Origin of the sequence: Nocardioides sp., assembly GCF_030150155.1 — a bacterium.
Taxonomy (GTDB): domain Bacteria; phylum Actinomycetota; class Actinomycetes; order Propionibacteriales; family Nocardioidaceae; genus Nocardioides.
The window spans coordinates 39838-56276 of sequence record NZ_JASLGR010000049.1 but is presented as its reverse complement, the minus strand read 5'-3'; the positions used below and the strand labels follow the sequence as shown (position 1 = coordinate 56276).

At 72.0% G+C, this 16439-nt stretch carries 16 protein-coding genes; 7 read left to right on the top strand and 9 right to left on the bottom strand.

Annotated features, from left to right (window positions below; translation table 11 throughout):
* Positions 1-159: 159 nt before the first annotated feature.
* A complete protein-coding gene (gene lpdA, locus Q1V88_RS16040; RefSeq protein WP_300682300.1) occupies positions 160-1557 on the bottom strand; it encodes a dihydrolipoyl dehydrogenase in 1398 nt (465 codons plus the stop codon).
* 49 nt (positions 1558-1606) lie between these two features.
* Entirely contained in the window at positions 1607-2551 is a 945-nt protein-coding gene (locus tag Q1V88_RS16035) for a nitroreductase family protein (RefSeq protein WP_300682299.1), read from the bottom strand.
* A gap of 148 nt (positions 2552-2699) precedes the next feature.
* Here Q1V88_RS16035 and Q1V88_RS16030 point away from each other — a divergent pair, with 148 nt between their 5' ends.
* Complete coding sequence (locus Q1V88_RS16030; protein WP_300682298.1) at positions 2700-3515, top strand: purine-nucleoside phosphorylase; 816 nt, start codon at positions 2700-2702, stop codon at positions 3513-3515.
* Between the two features lie 19 nt (positions 3516-3534).
* The gene (locus Q1V88_RS16025; RefSeq protein WP_300682297.1) at positions 3535-4101 is read left to right on the top strand and encodes a TetR/AcrR family transcriptional regulator; all 567 of its coding nucleotides are present in this window, start codon (positions 3535-3537) and stop codon (positions 4099-4101) included.
* A 100-nt stretch (positions 4102-4201) separates the two neighbouring features.
* Here the strand turns inward: Q1V88_RS16025 and Q1V88_RS16020 are convergent, their stop codons facing one another.
* Genes Q1V88_RS16020 through Q1V88_RS15995 form a run of 6 tightly spaced genes read right to left on the bottom strand, consistent with a single transcriptional unit; the run spans position 4202 to position 11328 of the window.
* Positions 4202-5767 (bottom strand): HtaA domain-containing protein, encoded by a 1566-nt coding sequence (locus tag Q1V88_RS16020; protein WP_300682296.1) that lies wholly within the window; start codon positions 5765-5767, stop codon positions 4202-4204.
* Between the two features lie 25 nt (positions 5768-5792).
* Complete coding sequence (locus tag Q1V88_RS16015; protein WP_300682295.1) at positions 5793-7193, bottom strand: hypothetical protein; 1401 nt, start codon at positions 7191-7193, stop codon at positions 5793-5795.
* Entirely contained in the window at positions 7183-8334 is a 1152-nt protein-coding gene (locus Q1V88_RS16010) for a hypothetical protein (protein WP_300682294.1), read from the bottom strand. The genes Q1V88_RS16015 and Q1V88_RS16010 overlap by 11 nt, the downstream gene beginning before the upstream one ends.
* On the bottom strand, positions 8316-9125 hold the full coding sequence (locus Q1V88_RS16005; protein WP_300682293.1) for a heme ABC transporter ATP-binding protein: 810 nt from the start codon (positions 9123-9125) through the stop codon (positions 8316-8318). The genes Q1V88_RS16010 and Q1V88_RS16005 overlap by 19 nt, the downstream gene beginning before the upstream one ends.
* Positions 9125-10201, bottom strand: coding sequence for an iron ABC transporter permease (locus Q1V88_RS16000; RefSeq protein WP_300682292.1), 1077 nt, complete (start codon positions 10199-10201; stop codon positions 9125-9127). Before Q1V88_RS16000 ends, Q1V88_RS16005 begins: the two co-directional genes overlap by 1 nt.
* The gene (locus Q1V88_RS15995) at positions 10198-11328 is read right to left on the bottom strand and encodes an ABC transporter substrate-binding protein (RefSeq protein WP_300682291.1); all 1131 of its coding nucleotides are present in this window, start codon (positions 11326-11328) and stop codon (positions 10198-10200) included. The genes Q1V88_RS16000 and Q1V88_RS15995 overlap by 4 nt, the downstream gene beginning before the upstream one ends.
* A gap of 148 nt (positions 11329-11476) precedes the next feature.
* On the opposite strand from Q1V88_RS15995, the gene Q1V88_RS15990 reads away from it, so the two are divergent.
* Genes Q1V88_RS15990 through Q1V88_RS15980 form a run of 3 tightly spaced genes read left to right on the top strand, consistent with a single transcriptional unit; the run spans position 11477 to position 14508 of the window.
* Entirely contained in the window at positions 11477-12145 is a 669-nt protein-coding gene (locus Q1V88_RS15990) for a heme oxygenase (biliverdin-producing) (RefSeq protein WP_300682290.1), read from the top strand.
* Positions 12146-12185: 40 nt separating this feature from the next.
* The gene (locus Q1V88_RS15985) at positions 12186-12902 is read left to right on the top strand and encodes a lysoplasmalogenase (protein WP_300682289.1); all 717 of its coding nucleotides are present in this window, start codon (positions 12186-12188) and stop codon (positions 12900-12902) included.
* Complete coding sequence (locus Q1V88_RS15980) at positions 12838-14508, top strand: phospho-sugar mutase (RefSeq protein ID WP_300682288.1); 1671 nt, start codon at positions 12838-12840, stop codon at positions 14506-14508. The genes Q1V88_RS15985 and Q1V88_RS15980 overlap by 65 nt, the downstream gene beginning before the upstream one ends.
* A 41-nt stretch (positions 14509-14549) precedes the next feature.
* Here the strand turns inward: Q1V88_RS15980 and Q1V88_RS15975 are convergent, their stop codons facing one another.
* The gene (locus Q1V88_RS15975) at positions 14550-15086 is read right to left on the bottom strand and encodes a hypothetical protein (protein WP_300682287.1); all 537 of its coding nucleotides are present in this window, start codon (positions 15084-15086) and stop codon (positions 14550-14552) included.
* A gap of 80 nt (positions 15087-15166) precedes the next feature.
* Between Q1V88_RS15975 and deoC the strand changes: the two genes are divergently transcribed.
* Both deoC and Q1V88_RS15965 read left to right on the top strand, forming a co-directional pair.
* Positions 15167-15844, top strand: a complete 678-nt coding sequence (deoC, locus tag Q1V88_RS15970) for a deoxyribose-phosphate aldolase (protein WP_300682286.1) — start codon at positions 15167-15169, stop codon at positions 15842-15844.
* On the top strand, positions 15844-16437 hold the full coding sequence (locus Q1V88_RS15965) for an ATP-binding protein (RefSeq protein ID WP_300682285.1): 594 nt from the start codon (positions 15844-15846) through the stop codon (positions 16435-16437). Before deoC ends, Q1V88_RS15965 begins: the two co-directional genes overlap by 1 nt.
* The last annotated feature ends 2 nt before the right edge of the window (positions 16438-16439 follow it).

The window sequence follows — 16439 nt, the reverse complement described above, 5'->3', positions numbered from 1 at the left end:
CCGCACGCAAGAGCACCCCGGCACGCAGCCGGTCGAGCGACGAAGCAGCAATCCCGAGAGCCATACGAGTATTCCAACACCAGGGTCCGACACAACCACCGACGCACCAGGGCCCGCCTCCTCGACGGAGACGGGCCCTGGGCCGGCGCTGCGGGGTGACTACAGGTTGATCATGTGGCCGGCGATCCCGTGGATCGCCTCCTTGACCGCCTCGGACAGCGTCGGGTGGGCGAACACGTTGCGGCCCACCTCGTCGGCGGTGAGGTCCCACTTCTGCGCGAGGGTGAGCACGGGCAGCAGCTCGGTCACGCCGGGGCCGATCATGTGGGCGCCGATGATCTCGTTGTGCTCGGCGTCGGCGACGACCTTGACGAAGCCGACGGCCTCGCCGAGCCCCATCGCCTTGCCGTTCGCGGTGAAGGGGAAGGTCGCCGTCTTGACGTCGTAGCCCTTCTCCTTGGCCTGCGCCTCGCTGTAGCCGAAGGAGCCGATCTGCGGCTGGCAGTAGGTCGCGCGCGGGATGAAGTCGATCTCGACCGGCATCGTCTCGGCACCGGCGATGGTCTCCGAGACCACGATGCCCTGGGCCTCGGCCACGTGGGCGAGCATCATCTTGCCGGTGACGTCGCCGATGGCGTAGACGTTCGGGACGTTGGTGCGGCCAAGCTCGTCGACGGCGATCGCGCCACGGTCGGTGGTGGCCACGCCGGCGGCCTCGAGGCCGTAGCCGGTCAGGCGCGGGGCGAAGCCGAAGGCGGCGAGGAACTTGTCGGCGACCAGGGTCTCCTCGGCACCACCGGCGGCCGGAGCCACGGTGACGCTCACGCCGGAGCCGGTGTCGGTGACGCTCTTGACCGCGGTCGAGAGCAGGATCTTGACGCCCAGCTTCTTGTAGTGCTTGAGCAGCTCCTTGGAGATGTCCGCGTCCTCGGACGGGACCATCCGGTCGGCGTACTCGACGATGGTGACGTCCACACCGAAGTTCTTCAGCACGTAGGCGAACTCGACGCCGATCGCGCCCGAGCCACCAATGATGATCGAGGACGGGAGCTGGTCGGTGAGGATCTGCTCCTCGTAGGTGACGACGTTCTGCGAGATCGAGACGCCCGGGACCAGGCGCACGGTGGCGCCGGTGGCGATGATCAGGTTGTCGAACGTGTACGGCGTCACGGCGCCGTCGTGGCCCTTGACGTCGATCGTCGTGGCCGACGTCAGGGTGCCCCAGCCGTCGATCTCGGTGATCTTGTTCTTCTTCATCAGGAAGTGGACGCCCTTGACGATGCCGGCGCTGACGGCGCGCGAGCGGGCGTGGGTGGTGCTGAACTCCAGGTGAGCGTCACCCACGATGCCGAACTTGTCCTTCTCGGCGGTCAGGATGTGGGAGAGCTCGGCGTTCTTGAGCAGCGCCTTGGAGGGGATGCAGCCGACGTTGAGGCACACACCGCCCCAGTACTTGTCTTCCACCACGGCAACGGTCTTGCCGAGCTGGGCGGCGCGGATGGCGGCGACGTAGCCACCGGGGCCAGCGCCGAGGACGAGAACATCGAAGTGGGTCACACTCCCAGGGTAGTCGCGCTCCCCCACGAGCCCCGCACCGGCCAGCGCATCACGCCGACGGCATTCCGAAGCGCAGAATCTCACTCACCGGGCGACGCGCCGAGCGTGCCACCCGGTAGCCCGGTGCCGGGTGCCCGGCGGCGATCAGCATGACGACGTTCTCGTGCTCGGGCAGGGCCGCGTTGCGCCGGATCCGGCGGCTGGCGCTGTTGCGCCGCGACCAGTTCAGCGGCACCGCTCCCAGGCCGAGGCCGTGCAGGGCCAGCAGCAGGGTCATGGAGAACAGGCCGGCGTCGATCCAGCCCTGGTTGCGCTCGCGGGTCTCCTCGAAGGCACGCAGGTCGTAGGTGATCACGAAGAGGCCCGGCACCCGGTCGGCGAAGCCCGCCGAGCCGCGGTGGTCGGCCAGGATCCGGGCGATGTCCTCGCGGTCGTCGAACCAGTACGCCCGCCAGCCCTGCCGGTTGCACACGCTGGGCGCGTAGCCGCCCAGCCGGACCGCCTCGGAGATCAGGGCACGGTCGACCGGGCGCTGGTCGAAGTCGCGCACGCTGTGGCGCGAGGTGATGAAGGTGGCCAAGGTCTCGGGGTCGAGTGGGTTGGTCGGCAGCGACTCCCCCGGCGGCGCGACCTGGTCATTGAGGTCGCCGTGGTCGTTCCACTGCGCCAGCGCCTCCAGGATCAGGCGGGCCTCGCGGGCGTAGAGGGCGTCGAGGTCGGCGTGCTCGCTGGCGAGCACCCGGTTGAGGCCCGGGATCGCCCGAGCGCCGAAGGGCCGGCGCGGGGTCGGCAGCGAGAAGCCCTTCTCCACGCGGTGGTAGAGCCGGGTCGCCGAGGCGTCGAGCTGCATCCCCGACATCTGCGAGTAGCGCTCGGCTCCGCCGTCAGGGATGGAGTGCTGGTGGAACCTCTCGGCGTCGAGCGCGAACTCCGCTACCAGCTTCTCGAGCGCGGTCTCTTCGTACTGCTGAGCCTTCGCCCGTCGGAACCACATCCGCAGAGCGTAAAGCCGCGGCAGGGCGCCCCGCAGAATCTCTCGACAGTTTCGCCGGGTTTTTTCCGCCAACCCCTCACCGTGACACACCAACCTGTGCCCTGCTGTGATGAGCCTGTCGCTCGGCGGTCAGGGTACGGTTCGGTAGGTGACCGATCCTTACGCAGACGCGACCGCTGCCGCCGTACGCCTCGCCGAGATCACCGGCGTTCCCCGCCACGACGTGGCACTGGTCCTGGGGTCGGGCTGGCTGCCCGCCGCCGACATGCTCGCCGAGTCCGGTGAGCTGGTCAGCGAGTTCGAGCGCGCCGAGCTGCCCGGCTTCAGCGGTGCCGCCGTCGCGGGCCACTCGGGCAAGATCCGCTCGATCAAGATCGCGGGCCCCGAGGGCGACCTGCACGTGCTGGCGTTCCTGGCCCGCACCCACTACTACGAGGGCAAGGGCGTCGACGCCGTCGTCCACCCGATCCGTACGGCGGCCGCCGCCGGTGCCACCAAGATCGTGATCACCAACGGCTGCGGTGGGCTCAACCCGGCCTGGTCGCCCGGCACCCCGGTGCTGATCAAGGACCACATCAACCTGACCGGCCGCTCCCCCATCCACGGCGCGAACTTCGTGGACCTGACCGACCTGTACTCCTCGCGGATGCGCGCCATCGCGACCGACCTGGACCCGACGCTGGACCAGGGCGTCTACGTCCAGTTCCCCGGGCCGCACTACGAGACCCCGGCCGAGGTCAGGATGGCCGGCATCATCGGCGGCGACCTGGTCGGGATGAGCACCACGCTGGAGGCGATCGCCGCCCGCGAGGCCGGCATGGAGGTGCTGGGCATCAGCCTGGTGACCAACCTCGCCGCCGGCATCTCCGAGGCGCCGCTGAGCCATGCCGAGGTGCTCGAGGCCGGCGCGGCCGCCGCGACCCGGATGGGTGGGCTGCTCAGCCAGCTCGTGCCCAAGCTCTGAGCCGCCGAGACCACCCCCGATGCCCCGGATCGAAGCCGAGAACCTGCCCGAGCACCGTCGCCTGGTGCACGAGCGGGTCTTCGCGGCGTTCTCGGACCTGATGGCCGAGCAGAGCTACGACTCGATCAGCATGGCGCGCCTGGCCGAGCGCGCCGGCTTGGGCCGGACCGCGATCTACCACCACTTCCATGACAAGGACGCCGTGGTGATCGCCTTCGCGACCCACGAGACCGAGCAGTACCTGACCCGCCTCCACCACCGTCTGGAGTCGAGCCAGGACCCGGTCGAGCAGCTACGGATCTACGTCCGCAACCACCTCGACCTCGGGGACGGCTTCCACATGGGGCTGGGCCCGCAGCTCTACGGCGTGCTGCCGGAGTCGTCGCGCTCGGAAATCCGCGAGCACGTCGTCGCGATCGAGGAGGTGCTGCGCGCCATCCTGACCGCAGGGACCGCGGCCGGGGCCTTCGCGATCGACGACGTCACCGCGACGATGTCGCTGATCCACGTCTGCCTGGGCCAGCGTCAGCTGCCGCCCGCGGCGATCGAGGAGTTCGTGCTGCGCGCCGTCGGCGTGCAGGACTGAGTAGCATCTCCGTGCCAGTGCCCGGTCCGAACGCAACTCGGACCGGGCACTGTGTCATTCACGGCGTGTCCTTCACCGCGCGTCATTGACAGCGCCAGGATCAGCGCTTCACCTTGGCGGTCTTCGCGCTGGTGGTGACGACCGAGGTGTAGCCGGCCTTCGTGACGGTCACGGTGACGGTGACCTTCTTGCCCTTCTGGGCCTTCTTCAGCTTGAGCGCCTTGGACTTCGCGCCCTTGATCGCCTTGCCGTTGGCCTTCCACTGGTAGGTCGCCTTCGCACCGGCGGGGACCTTCACCACGGCGGTCAGCTTCTTGCCGACCTTCGCCTTGCCGGTGATCTTGGCCTTGGCGACGGCGAACGTGCCCGGCGCGACCGAGACGGCGCCGCTGGTGGCGCTGACCGGCGTCGAGCCGACCACGGCGGTGGCGACGGTGACGCTGATCCGCTGACCGGCGAGGGCCGGGCTCAGCGCCAGGCTGGTGCCGGTGGCACCGGCGATCGCCTTGCCGTTGGCCAACCACTGGTACGTCGGCACGACGGCGGACGGGGTCCAGGTGCCGGCCTTCGCGGTCAGGGTCGAGCCGACCTTCGCGGTGCCGCTCACCGACGGCGTACCGGCCTTGACCAGACCGGTCCAGTCGATCGTGACCGGGGTCTCGGTGTCCTGGGTGGTGGTGGAGTGCGAGTGCGCCTGCCAGGTGTAGAGCGAGTACGCCGTCGCCGGGTTGAGCTTGTCGGTGGCGACGCTGAGCGAGGTGGCGAAGGCACCGTCGGTGATCGGCGTTGCACCCGGGAAGGAGCCACCGACGTAGGCAGCGGTGAGGAAGTTGCCCATCGCGTTCTGCGAGCTCACGTCGGGCATCCGACCGGCCGGCGCCAGGCCGACGTAGACACCGGCGTCACCGGGGTTGGTGACGGCGGTGAAGCCGGAGCCCTCGACGCCGACGGAGACGGTCTCGGCACCGGTGGTGACGGTGGTGGCCAGCCGCGGGCTCGGGATCGCGGCGGTGAAGGCGGCCGGGAACTTCTTCGCATCCGAGGTCGGGGTCGTGCCGCTGGAGTAGAACGTGGCCCGGACCGCGGCAGGCAGCGCGGTGACGAAGCCGGTCGCCCAGCTCTCGCCGTTGACCGGCTTGCCGGAGCCGTAGGTGTCGGCAGGGGCGACGCCGGCCCACTTCGGGGTGGCGGCCAGGCTGTAGGACCAGGCGGTGGTCGGCGCGTCGAAGGTGGTGACGACGACGTCGTCGACGCCCCCGGTCGTGCCCGGGGCGGTCCAGTCGACATCGGCGACGATCTCGCCGTTGCCCTCGTCGTCGACCACGACGGCGGGGTCGGTGAAGGTCACCGAGTACAGCTCGGCGCCGCCGTTGACGAAGCCGTAGTGGGCTGAGCCGTGGTACTGCACGGTGGTCTCGTGGGTGCCGGTGTCGGTCCGGCCGGTGCCGCCGGTGAACGTGACGACGCCGCCGGTGGCGGTGGCGCCGTCGGTGAACTCCTGGCCCAGGAGGTGCTCGGTGAGGTACTGCGACACGCCCCACTGCAGGGTGGTGCCGGTGGGAGCCGGGTCGGCCTGGGCCGGCGCGGCCACGCAGGCGAGGACGCCGACGCTCAGCGCTCCGGCGGCGAGCCCTGCGACGCGTCGACGCGAGGTGATGGTGGACATGGTGTTCCTTTCTCGATGTCGGCGCCTAGGCGCCCTGGTGCGTCGTACGACGCAGGGTGAACCAGCGGCCCGAGAAACCGAAGGTGCGGACGAGGAGGAGGGCCGCAGCGAGCAGCGCGGCGCCTCCGATCAGCCAGGGCCAGGCCGGGGCCGGAGCGGGCTCGGCGGTGGCAGCGCGCAGCGCGAGCACCGTCTCCACCGGGCGGGCCTGGGTGAGGGTGGCCCCGGCGGCCGAGGTGACGGGCGTGGCACCGCCGGGCTGCGCGGGGGCGGTGGCCGCCGGTGGGGCGAGCACCGCGGTGGTCGCGGTGGCGGTCACCGTCACCGGGGCGGCCGGCGCGGTCTTGACCGGGTTGGTCACGGTCGCGGCGGGGGTGCTGGTCTGGGTCGGAGCGACCACGACCGGGTCGTCGGCGCGCAGGCTGACGGTGAGCGGGGCGGCGACCTTGTTGGCGTCGAGCGCGACACCGCTGGAGTACCAGAACGAGCTCAGCCCGGTCTGGGCCTGGAAGTCGACGAAGGACTGCGGGAAGGAGCCCCAGGTCGCGCCGGTGCGGTCCTGCGCCGCGGTGCCGGCCGGCAAGGTGACGGCGACGCCGCGGTAGGCGGGGGTCACGGTGAAGCCGCGCTCCACCGTCAGGTCGACCTGGCCGAGGTCGGCCAGGGTGGCGACGGTGTCGGGCAGCGGCGCCCAGACACTGGTGTTGGCCTGGCTGGATCCGAAGCCGCCCAGGGTCGCGGTGAGCACACCGTGCCCTGCCCTGACCCGCAGCACCGGATCGGTGACGTAGAAGAAGCTGTAGCCGGAGTAGAACGCCACGGTGAACGAGCCGGTCCAGCGGATCTCGGCCTCGCCCGCCGCCGCGTCGATGGTGCCGGTGCCGCCGCTCAGCACCACCTGGTGCCCGCTGAATCGCCCCGAGGTGGCGCTGGTGATCGCGGCACCGCTGGTGTCGGTGGTGAGCCCAGCCCAGGTCGCGGCCCGGTAGGCCTTCGCGCCGGCCGACCACTTCTCGATGCTGACGTCGCCCGAGCGCTGGCTCCACTCCGACGGCGTCACCGCGTGGTTGGCGCCCTTGTTGGGGAGCTTGCCGGCCGAGAGGAAGTTGGCACCGAAGTAGGCGATGTTGTTGGTCTCGTCGTTGACGCCCCAGCGCAGCTGGACGTCGTCGAGGGTGGTGGTCGACCCGGTGGCGGTGGCCGTCGCGGTCGCGGTGGGCGTCGCAGTGGTGGAGGCCGACCCCGTGGCGGTCGCCGTCGCAGTCCCCGCGGGCGTCGTGGTGGTTGCCGTGGCGGTGGCAGTCGCACTCGCCGAGGCCGCCTCCCCCGCACTCGCCCGCGCGCCGGGCACAGCCGTCGCGATCAGGCCCAGTCCGCCCAGCAGCGCAGTGACGACGACCAGGAGGACCCGGACCTCACGCCGCATCGGGGGCACCTGCCACGCTCCGGCGACGCGGCCCACGACCGCGCAGCGCGACGAACAGACCAGCACCGGCGAGCACCAGCAGGCCGATCGCAGCGAAGACGTACGCCGCCCGGTGGCTCGGCGACGTCGCCGCGGCGACCGGGGCCGAGGCTGCAGAGATCGGGAAGGAGACGGTCGGGGTGGCACCCGAGACCGCCGCCGTCAGCTTCAGCACGTGGGTGCCGGCCTCCAGATCGAGCGGGAGCTGGAGCACACCGGCCACCTCGCCGCTGGCCCCGGCCGAGAGCGGTCCGACCGCGGCGACACCGTCGTCGAGGCTGAGCGCGACCTGCTCGCCGGGGCGCAGCCCGGAGCCGGTGAAGGTGAGCACCCGGCCCGCGACCGCGGTGGCACGGTCGACGGTCAGCGCGGCCGACGTCGCCGTGCCGGTGCCTGCGGTGCCGGTCGCGGTGGTCCCGGAGCCCGGGGCCGCGGTGGCGGTCGGGTCCGGGATCGCGGTGAGCGCCGGTGACGACGTACCGGCGGAGGACGAGGACGAGGCGGTGGCCGAGGGGGTGCTCGACGCCGCGGTGAGACTGGCGAAGCGGATCGGGGTGAACGACTCGTTGGCGGCGTTGGCCACACCGTGGGCGCCGAAGGTGAGCACCCCGCAGGTGACCTTGCGGCAGTCGATCGTGGTGGTCGTGCCGTTGCGGTCCAGGGCCTGGAAGGTGACGCCGGGGATCAGCAGGGTCGTCGACCAGGTGCCGTCGGCGCTGACCACGCCACCGTTGGCGGCGCTGGAGGTGTCGGCGCCGGGGTAGGAGACGAACTTCAGGAAGCCCTGGTTGTCCTTGGCCTCGGAGTCGGGCACGTAGAAGTAGTCGTGACCGGTCTTGCCGCCCTTGCTCGGCTTCCAGGTGCCCTTGACGGTGCCGAAGGCGACGTACAGCCCACCGAAGCCGCCCTTGATCGACTGGAAGCCACGGCCCTTGACCCGCACCGTGGTGGCGTACGTCGGGTCGGCGACGGCCTGCCCGTCGGCGTTGGCGATCGTCACCCGGGGCGCGGCCTGGGCAGGGCCGAGGCCGAGGCCGGGCAGGACCAGGGTCGCTCCTGCGAGCGCTCCGGCGAGCGCCGCCTTCAGCGTGCGGCGGGCCATGTCGGCTCCTCACTCTCGGGGTCGGGCAGGACGTGCAGGCGCCGGGGCACCACCACCAGCCGGCCCTGGTGGTCCAGGACGTCGACGGGGTGGTCGTAGACCCGGCCGATCAGGTCGGGGTCGAGCACCTCGGCGGGGCTGCCGTCGGCGACCAGCGCGCCGCCGGCCAGGACGCAGATCCGGTCGGCGTAGGCGGCGGCGACGGTGAGGTCGTGGACCACGGCGACGACGGCACTGCCCTGGGTCGCGAGCCGGCGGGCCTCGGCGAGCACCTGGTCCTGGTGGCGCAGGTCCAGGGCGGCGGTGGGCTCGTCGAGCAGCACGATCGGGGTCTCCTGAGCCAGGATCCGGGCGAACGAGGTCCGCCCCTTCTCCCCACCCGACAGGGTCGGGAAGGTGCGCGCGGCGAGGTGGGTGACGTCGGCGGCGGCCAGGGCGGCCGCCACCACGGTGTCGTCGTCGTCCTCGCGCTGGGTCCGGGCCCACGGGGCGCGCCCCATCCGGACGACCTCCTCGGCGGTGAACCCGAAGGCGAGCCGGTGCTCCTGCGGCAGTACGGCGCGGCGCCGGGCCAGCTCGAGCTGCTTCCAGGCGCCCAGGTCGATCCCGTCGAGGGTGACCTGACCGTCGTCGGGGACGAGGTCGCCGGCCATCACGCCGAGCAGGGTGGACTTGCCGGCACCGTTGGGTCCGACCAGGGCGACCAGCTCGCCGGGCTCGATCGCCAGGCTGACCCGGTCCAGGATCGGCCGGCCGCCGAGCCGGACGGTGGCGTTGTCGATCCGCAGCATCAGGCCCACCCGCCTGCCGAGCTGCGGGTGCGGCGCAGCAGCCAGAAGAAGAACGGTCCGCCGACCAGGGCGGTGAGCATGCCGATCGGCAGCTCGGCGTAGTCCACGGCGGTACGGGCGGCGAGGTCGGCGCAGACCAGCAGCAGGGCGCCGCCGAGCGCGCTGGCGGGGACCAGCACCCGGTGACCGGGGCCGACCAGCATCCGGATCAGGTGCGGCACCACCAGGCCGACGAAGCCGATGATCCCGGCGAAGGAGACGGCGGCGGCGGTGAGCACCGCGACCAGCACGATCGCGATCAGGCGGAGCCGCTCGACGTCGATGCCGACGTGCCGGGCGGCCCGGTCCCCGAGGGCGAGTACGTCGAGCCGGCGCGCGAGCGCGAGGGAGCCGATCAGGCCCGCGACGACGAAGGGCACCACCACGCCGACGTACACCCAGCGGGTGCCGTTGAGGCTGCCGAGCTGCCAGAAGATGATCTCCTCGCGGGCCTGGGTGTCGGCCAGGAAGAGCATCAGAGCCAGCCCGGCGCTGGCCACGGCGTTGACCGCGATGCCGGTCAGGACCAGGGTGACGACCTCGGTGCGGCCGTCGGCGCGGGAGAGCACGTAGACCAGCAGCGTGGTCACCAGGCCACCGACGAAGGCGAAGATCGCGACGGTCCACGAGCCGAGGAAGGAGATCTGGAAGACGATCACCACCGCCGCGGCGAACGCGGCCCCGGTGGAGACGCCGACCACGCCGGGCTCGGCCAGCGGGTTGCCGAAGACGCCCTGCATCAGCGCACCGGCGGTCGACAGCGCGGCACCGACGACGACGGCGAGCACGATCCGCGGGAAGCGGACGTTCCACAGCGTGGCGTCGCCCTGCGGGTGGCTCGGCATCGGCCCCCAGTCCAGACCGATCCGGTGCAGCACCGAGCCGAGCACCTCGTCGGCGGGGACGCCGAGCTGGCCGCGCCCGGCCGAGACGATCACCATCACGAGCAGGGCGGCGCCGAGCACGGTGAAGAGCACGGCGGCCCGGCCGACCCGGGCTCGTGGCAACACCCGGTCGGCGCTGGTCACGGCGCTCACGAGACGGCCTTGACCGACTCGGGGGCGTAGATCGCGACGGCGAGGGAGTTGAGCACCTCGGCGGTGCGCGGGCCGTAGCCGAGGATCGAGGAGTCGCTCATGTCGACGATCCGGCGGTTCTTGCCCGCCGGGGTCTGGGCGATCGCCGGGAGCCGCTCCAGCAGGCCGTCGACGCCGCCGACGGAGTCGAGTCCGTTGGACATCATCAGGATCAGCTCGGGCTGGGCCGAGACCAGACCCTCGTCGGTGACGGGCTTCATCCCGCTCCACTTGATCTCACCGGCGACGTCGTACCCGCCCAGGGCGGTGATCAGGCTGTCGGCGCCCGAGCCCTCGCCGAACATGTAGTAGACCCCGGACTGGCCGCGGACGTAGAGGAAGACGGTGCGGAGCTTGTCCTGGACCGCCGTCGGCGCGATCGCGGCGATCTCGGCGGTGGTGGCCTTCACCTCGGCCGCCGTCCGGGCGGCCAGCTTGGCGCCCTCGGCGGGGACGCCGAGGGCCTTGGCGACGGTCTGGGTGAGGGAGGAGACGTTGTCCAGGCTGCGGTGGGAGTCGAGCACGACCACGGGGATGCCGGCGTCGCGCATCTGCAGGATCACGTCCCACGGCCCGAGCGAGGTGTCGGTGAGGATCACGCTCGGGTTGAGCTCGAGGATCTTCTCGGCGACCAGGTCGTGGCCCTGCCCGGTGACCAGCGGCAGCTTCGCGGCCTCGGCGAACTGGGTCGACAGGTCGCGGCCGACCACGGAGTCGCCCAGCCCGAGGTTGAAGACGGTCTGGGCCAGGGTGCCGTAGAGGTCGAGCGCGAGGATCCGGCTGGTGTCCTTGACGGTGACCTTGGTGCCCTGGGCGTCGGTGACGGTGACCGGCAGCGTCGGCGTCGGGGCGGTCGCGATCGGGTCGATCCGCTGCTCCCCCAGGCCGGCGTGGACGGCGCCCTGGTAGTCCTTCGGGTTCGCCAGCAGGGTGGCGTCGGCCAGCGCGACGGAGTCGGAGTCGGCGGCGCCGTGCTGGCTCCCGGCCCCGGCACCGCAGCCCGCGAGCGTCACCGCTGCGGCCACCACCCCCACCAGGGCGAGGCGGACGCGTCGGAGCGCTGGGGACAGCGTGGGGGCCACGGGCATGGCATTCCTTCGATCAGGCCGAGATGTGAATCACTTAGGCAAGGCTAAGGTTAATCAGGTTATCCTAACCTCATGATTGCCTGACGGCTGACAATGTGTCAACATCTTCTCGACAACCCGTCAGCAACCGTCCCGCCAGGAGCACGCCATGTCCGTCCAGCAGCTCGACCACCCCACTCCCGCTCTGTCGACTGCCATGCGGGTCGGCTCCCAGGCCGACCACGAGGCGGCCGAGGGCTCGACCTTCATGGAGGAGCTCCTGGGCGGCCGGATCAACGAGGCCGGCTACGCCGCGTACCTCCAGCGCCTGCGCCCGGTGTACGCCGCACTGGAGTCGGTGGCCGCCGACCTGGCCGCCGCGGGCGACCCGATCGTCGGCGCCGTGCACGACCCGATCCTGGAGCGCCTGGCCAGCATCGACGCCGACCTGGAGCACTGGGCACCGGGCGCGGCGCACGAGGTCGACTCCCCCGCCGCGGCGGCCTACGTCGCCCGGATCCGCGAGGCCGCGGCCTGGGGCGGGCTCTTCGCCGCGCACCACTACACCCGCTACCTCGGCGACCTCTCCGGCGGCCAGGCGATCGGCCGCATCCTGGACCGGGCCTTCGAGCTCGACGGCGCCGGGATCGCGTTCTACGACTTCACCGCGATCGAGAAGCCCAAGCTCTACAAGGACGCCTACCGCGCCCGCCTCGACGGCCTGGGTCTGAGCGAGGCCGACGTCGAGCGGGTCGTGGCCGAGGTCCGGGTCGCGTTCGGTCTCAACCAGGCGCTCTTCGCCGAGCTCAGCACCCAGATCGAGGAATTCCGCCGCTGATTCGGTGCCACCCGCAGCGCGCGCACCCTAGGGTGGGTCGATGATCGACCCCCGGGTGCGCGCGCTGCTTCCGTACGCCGTCCTGACGGCCCTCCACCTGCTCTGCCTCGCCACCGAGGCACGCACGGCAGCCGACGTCCTCCAGGTCACCCTGATGCCCGCCCTCGGCTACGCCCTGGTCCGGCTCTACCCGCGCACCGGCGACGCCCGACTGCTCCGGCTGACGACCTGGGCCCTGGTCTTCTCCTGGCTCGGCGACACCATCCCCCGGTTCCTGTCCGGCGACCCGGCGTTCGGGGCGATGATCGGCTCGTTCCTGGTCGCGCAGTGCTGCTACATCGCGGCGTTCAAGCCCCGGATCTCCACCAGCATCGTGCACCGTCGGCGCCCGCTGCTGACGCCGTACGCCGTCGCCTTCGTCGTCCTGCTGGGGCTGTGCGTCCCGGCGGCCGGGGTGCTGGCCCCCGCGGTCGTGGTCTACGGCTGCTCGCTGGCCGCGATGGGGATCCTGGCGACCGGCCTGAACCGGCTGACCTGGATCGGCGGCGCGATCTTCATGGCCTCCGACGCCCTGATCGCCCTGGACGCCTTCGACGTCTGGACCCAGCCGGGCCACGACCTGTGGGTGATGTCGACCTACTGCCTCGCGCAGCTGTTCCTCGTTCTCGGCATCGTGGGGATAGGTTCGGGGTATGACGCAGAGCAGCACCGGGAACACTCAGACCGTGATGGACGCCGCGCGCGCCTGGCTGGCTGAGGACCCGGACCCGGCCACCCGGGCCGAGCTCGAGGCGCTGCTGGCCACGGTCGAGGCCGAGGGCCCCGACTCCGAGGCGGCCGCCGACCTCGCCGACCGGTTCAGCGGCACCCTGGAGTTCGGCACCGCTGGGCTGCGCGGGGCGCTCGGTGCCGGACCGAACCGGATGAACCGGGTCGTCGTGCTCCGTGCGGCGGCCGGACTGGCCGCCTACCTACGCGACACCGGCGCCACCGGCCCGGTCGTGATCGGCTACGACGCCCGGCACAACTCCGACGTCTTCGCCCGCGACACCGCCGCGGTGATGACCGGCGCCGGGATCGCGGCGCTGACCCTGCCCCGAGCGATGCCGACCCCGGTGCTGGCCGCCTCCATCCTCGCCCTCGGCGCCAGCGCCGGTGTGATGGTGACCGCCAGCCACAACCCGCCGCAGGACAACGGCTACAAGGTCTACCTCGGCGACGGCTCCCAGATCGTGCCGCCCGCCGACGCCGAGATCGCCTCCCGGATCGCCGCCGTCGGCGCCCTGGCCGACGTGCCGCGTGGGGACGGCGGCACCCTGATCGACGAGCAGGTCTGGCACGACTACATCGCAGCCGCCGCCGCGGTCCCGCCCAGCACCGAGCGCGACCTGAACGTGGTCTACACCCCGATGCACGGCGTCGGCCGGGAGACGATGCAGGCAGTCTTCGAACGTGCCGGGTTCACCGGCGTCGCGGTGGTCTCCGAGCAGGCCCAGCCCGACCCCGACTTCCCCACCGTCGCGTTCCCCAACCCCGAGGAGCCGGGCGCGATGGACCTGGCGCTGGCGCTGGCCACCGAGCGCGGCGCCGACATCATCATCGCCAACGACCCCGACGCCGACCGGTGCGCGGCCGGCATCCCCGACCCGGCCACCGGAGCCTGGCGGATGCTGCGCGGCGACGAGGTCGGCGCGCTGCTGGGCCACGACCTGCTCAGCCGTGGCGTGAGCGGCACCTACGCCAACTCGATCGTCTCCTCCTCGCTGCTGGGCACGATGGCCCGCGCCGCCGGACGCCCCTTCATCGAGACCCTGACCGGGTTCAAGTGGATCGGCCGCCTGCCCGAGCTCGCGTTCGGCTACGAGGAGGCGCTGGGCTACTGCGTCGACCCGATCCGGGTCAAGGACAAGGACGGCATCTCCGCAGCGGTGCTGCTGGCCGACCTCGCCGCCCGGCTCAAGGCCGCCGGCTCGTCGTTCGCGGCCCGCCTCGACGAGATCGCCCGCGAGCACGGCCTGCACGCCACCGACCAGCTCTCGGTGCGGGTCAGCGACCTGACCCTGATCTCGGACGCGATGGCCCGGCTGCGCGCCACGCCGCCGACCACCCTGGCCGGCCGTGCCGTGACCAGCGCCGAGGACCTCGCCGCCGGGAGCGCCGAGCTGCCGCCGACCGAGGGACTGCGCTACTACCTCGAGGGCGGCGCCCGGATCATCGTGCGTCCCTCCGGCACCGAGCCGAAGCTCAAGTGCTACCTGGAGGTCGTGGTGCCGGTCACCGGCGAGGTCACCGAGGCCCGCGCCCAGGCCGCCACCGACCTGGCCGCCCTCAAGTCCGAGATCGGTGCCGCGCTGGGTCTGTGACCCGGCCCGGTCGCCGATCCAGGCTCGGAGCCGATCCAGGCTCAGACCAGCGCGGTGACGAGGAGCGCGACCGCCAGCACGGCGGCCGCGCTCAGCTCGCGCACCGCCCAGTGTCGACGTACGCCGTCACTGTCGTCGCCCCACCGCACCGCATCGGCCCGGTGGGCGCGGATCAGCTCCTCGATGTGCTCCAGGTACGGGTTCGCCGGTGGCTCCTCGCCCCGACGGGTGCGGACCTCACGCAGCGGCCGCCCCAGGGAGGCGTTGACGTAGCGGTCCTCCTCGACCCAGGCCAGGAAGACCTGGCGGATCTTGATCGTGGTCACCAGCGACAGCGGCAGCTCGATCGTGGAGAGCATCCCGCGCAGCAGCAGGGTGCGACCGCGCAGGCCGACCCGCGGACGGAGCAGCACCACCCACACGGCCAGGCCGATCAGCAGTCCGCCGACGATCCAGCCCGCCGATCCGCTCATCGCGGCCACCACGACGACGACCACCGCGGCGATCAGTCCGGTGATGCCGCTGACCCGTCCGCTGGTCGCGGAGAACCACTGGGTCTGCTGTGCTGCCTCGCTCACAAGGGTCCAGCCTAGGCGAGCGGCCCCAGGAGGCGCGGCTCGGCTCGGTGTTCGCCCCGGCACGCCGTTACCCTGGGGTAGTGACCGACTCTTCTGCTCTGACCCCCGCTGAGGTCGCCCGCTACATCGACCACACGCTGCTCAAGCCGGAGGCCACCCATGCCGACGTCGCCGCGGTGATCGCCGAGGCCGCCGAGCTGGGCACCTACTCCGTCTGCCTCTCCCCCAGCATGCTTCCGGTCACCGTCCCCGACGGCCTCAAGGTCGCCGTCGTCTGTGGCTTCCCGAGCGGCAAGCACACCTCGGCGGTCAAGGCCGCCGAGGCCGCCGAGTCGGTCCGCAACGGTGCCGACGAGATCGACATGGTGATCGACGTCGGTGCTGCCAAGGAGAAGGCGTTCGACGCCGTCCAGGCCGACATCGCCGCCGTCCGCGCCGCCGCGCCGGCGCCGACGGTGCTCAAGGTGATCATCGAGTCCGCTGCCCTGACCGACGACGAGATCGTCGGCGTGTGCCGGGCCGCCGAGGCCGCCGGTGCCGACTTCGTCAAGACCTCCACCGGCTTCCACCCCGCCGGCGGTGCCACCGTGCACGCCGTCGAGCTGATGCACGCCACCGTGCCGACCCTCCAGGTGAAGGCCTCGGGCGGCGTGCGCACCCTGGAGCAGGCGCAGGCGATGATCGCCGCCGGCGCCACCCGCCTGGGTGTCTCGGGCTCTCGCGCGCTTCTTGCGGGCGGGTCCACGTCCGGCTACTGATGGCACGCGCGATCATCCTTGCCGGCCCCTCAGGGGCCGGCAAGTCCCGTTTGGCGAGCCGTCTGGGGATGCCGATCCTCCGGCTCGACGACTTCTACAAGGACGCCGACGACGCGTCCCTGCCCCGGATCGTGCACGGTCCGAACCACGGCATCGTCGACTGGGACCACCCGGACTCGTGGCTGCCCGGGGACGCCGTGGCGACCCTGACGGCGCTGTGTCACGACGGCAGGGCCGACGTACCGGTCTATGACATCCCGACCAGCGCCCGGACCGGGCACCGCGAGCTCGACCTGCACGGCGCCGACCTGTTCGTCGCCGAGGGCATCTTCGCCGCCGACATCGTCGAGGCGTGCCGGGCCGCCGGCATCCTGGCCGGGGCCTACTGCGTCACGCAGTCCCCGGTGGTCACCTTCTGGCGACGCCTGGCCCGCGACCTGCGCGAGCGGCGCAAGGCCCCGACGGTGCTGGTCAAGCGCGGCTGGGCGCTGATGCGCGCCCAGGGCCGTGTGGTCGCCGACGCCGAGGCCAAGGGCTGCACGGTGGTGACGCCGAAGCAGGGCTTCGACGCCATCACCTCCCTGCAGCGGTGAGC

Bases quoted from the DNA above. Each gene is read 5' to 3' on its own strand.
- Q1V88_RS16035 (WP_300682299.1), bottom strand. From the start codon at position 2,551: ATGTGGTTCCGACGGGCGAAGGCTCAGCAGTACGAAGAGACCGCGCTC.
- Q1V88_RS16025 (WP_300682297.1), top strand. From the start codon at position 3,535: ATGCCCCGGATCGAAGCCGAGAACCTGCCCGAGCACCGTCGCCTGGTG.
- Q1V88_RS16020 (WP_300682296.1), bottom strand. From the start codon at position 5,767: ATGTCCACCATCACCTCGCGTCGACGCGTCGCAGGGCTCGCCGCCGGA.
- Q1V88_RS16015 (WP_300682295.1), bottom strand. From the start codon at position 7,193: ATGCGGCGTGAGGTCCGGGTCCTCCTGGTCGTCGTCACTGCGCTGCTG.
- Q1V88_RS16010 (WP_300682294.1), bottom strand. From the start codon at position 8,334: ATGGCCCGCCGCACGCTGAAGGCGGCGCTCGCCGGAGCGCTCGCAGGA.
- Q1V88_RS16005 (WP_300682293.1), bottom strand. From the start codon at position 9,125: ATGCTGCGGATCGACAACGCCACCGTCCGGCTCGGCGGCCGGCCGATC.
- Q1V88_RS15995 (WP_300682291.1), bottom strand. From the start codon at position 11,328: ATGCCCGTGGCCCCCACGCTGTCCCCAGCGCTCCGACGCGTCCGCCTC.
- Q1V88_RS15990 (WP_300682290.1), top strand. From the start codon at position 11,477: ATGTCCGTCCAGCAGCTCGACCACCCCACTCCCGCTCTGTCGACTGCC.
- Q1V88_RS15985 (WP_300682289.1), top strand. From the start codon at position 12,186: ATGATCGACCCCCGGGTGCGCGCGCTGCTTCCGTACGCCGTCCTGACG.
- Q1V88_RS15980 (WP_300682288.1), top strand. From the start codon at position 12,838: ATGACGCAGAGCAGCACCGGGAACACTCAGACCGTGATGGACGCCGCG.
- Q1V88_RS15965 (WP_300682285.1), top strand. From the start codon at position 15,844: ATGGCACGCGCGATCATCCTTGCCGGCCCCTCAGGGGCCGGCAAGTCC.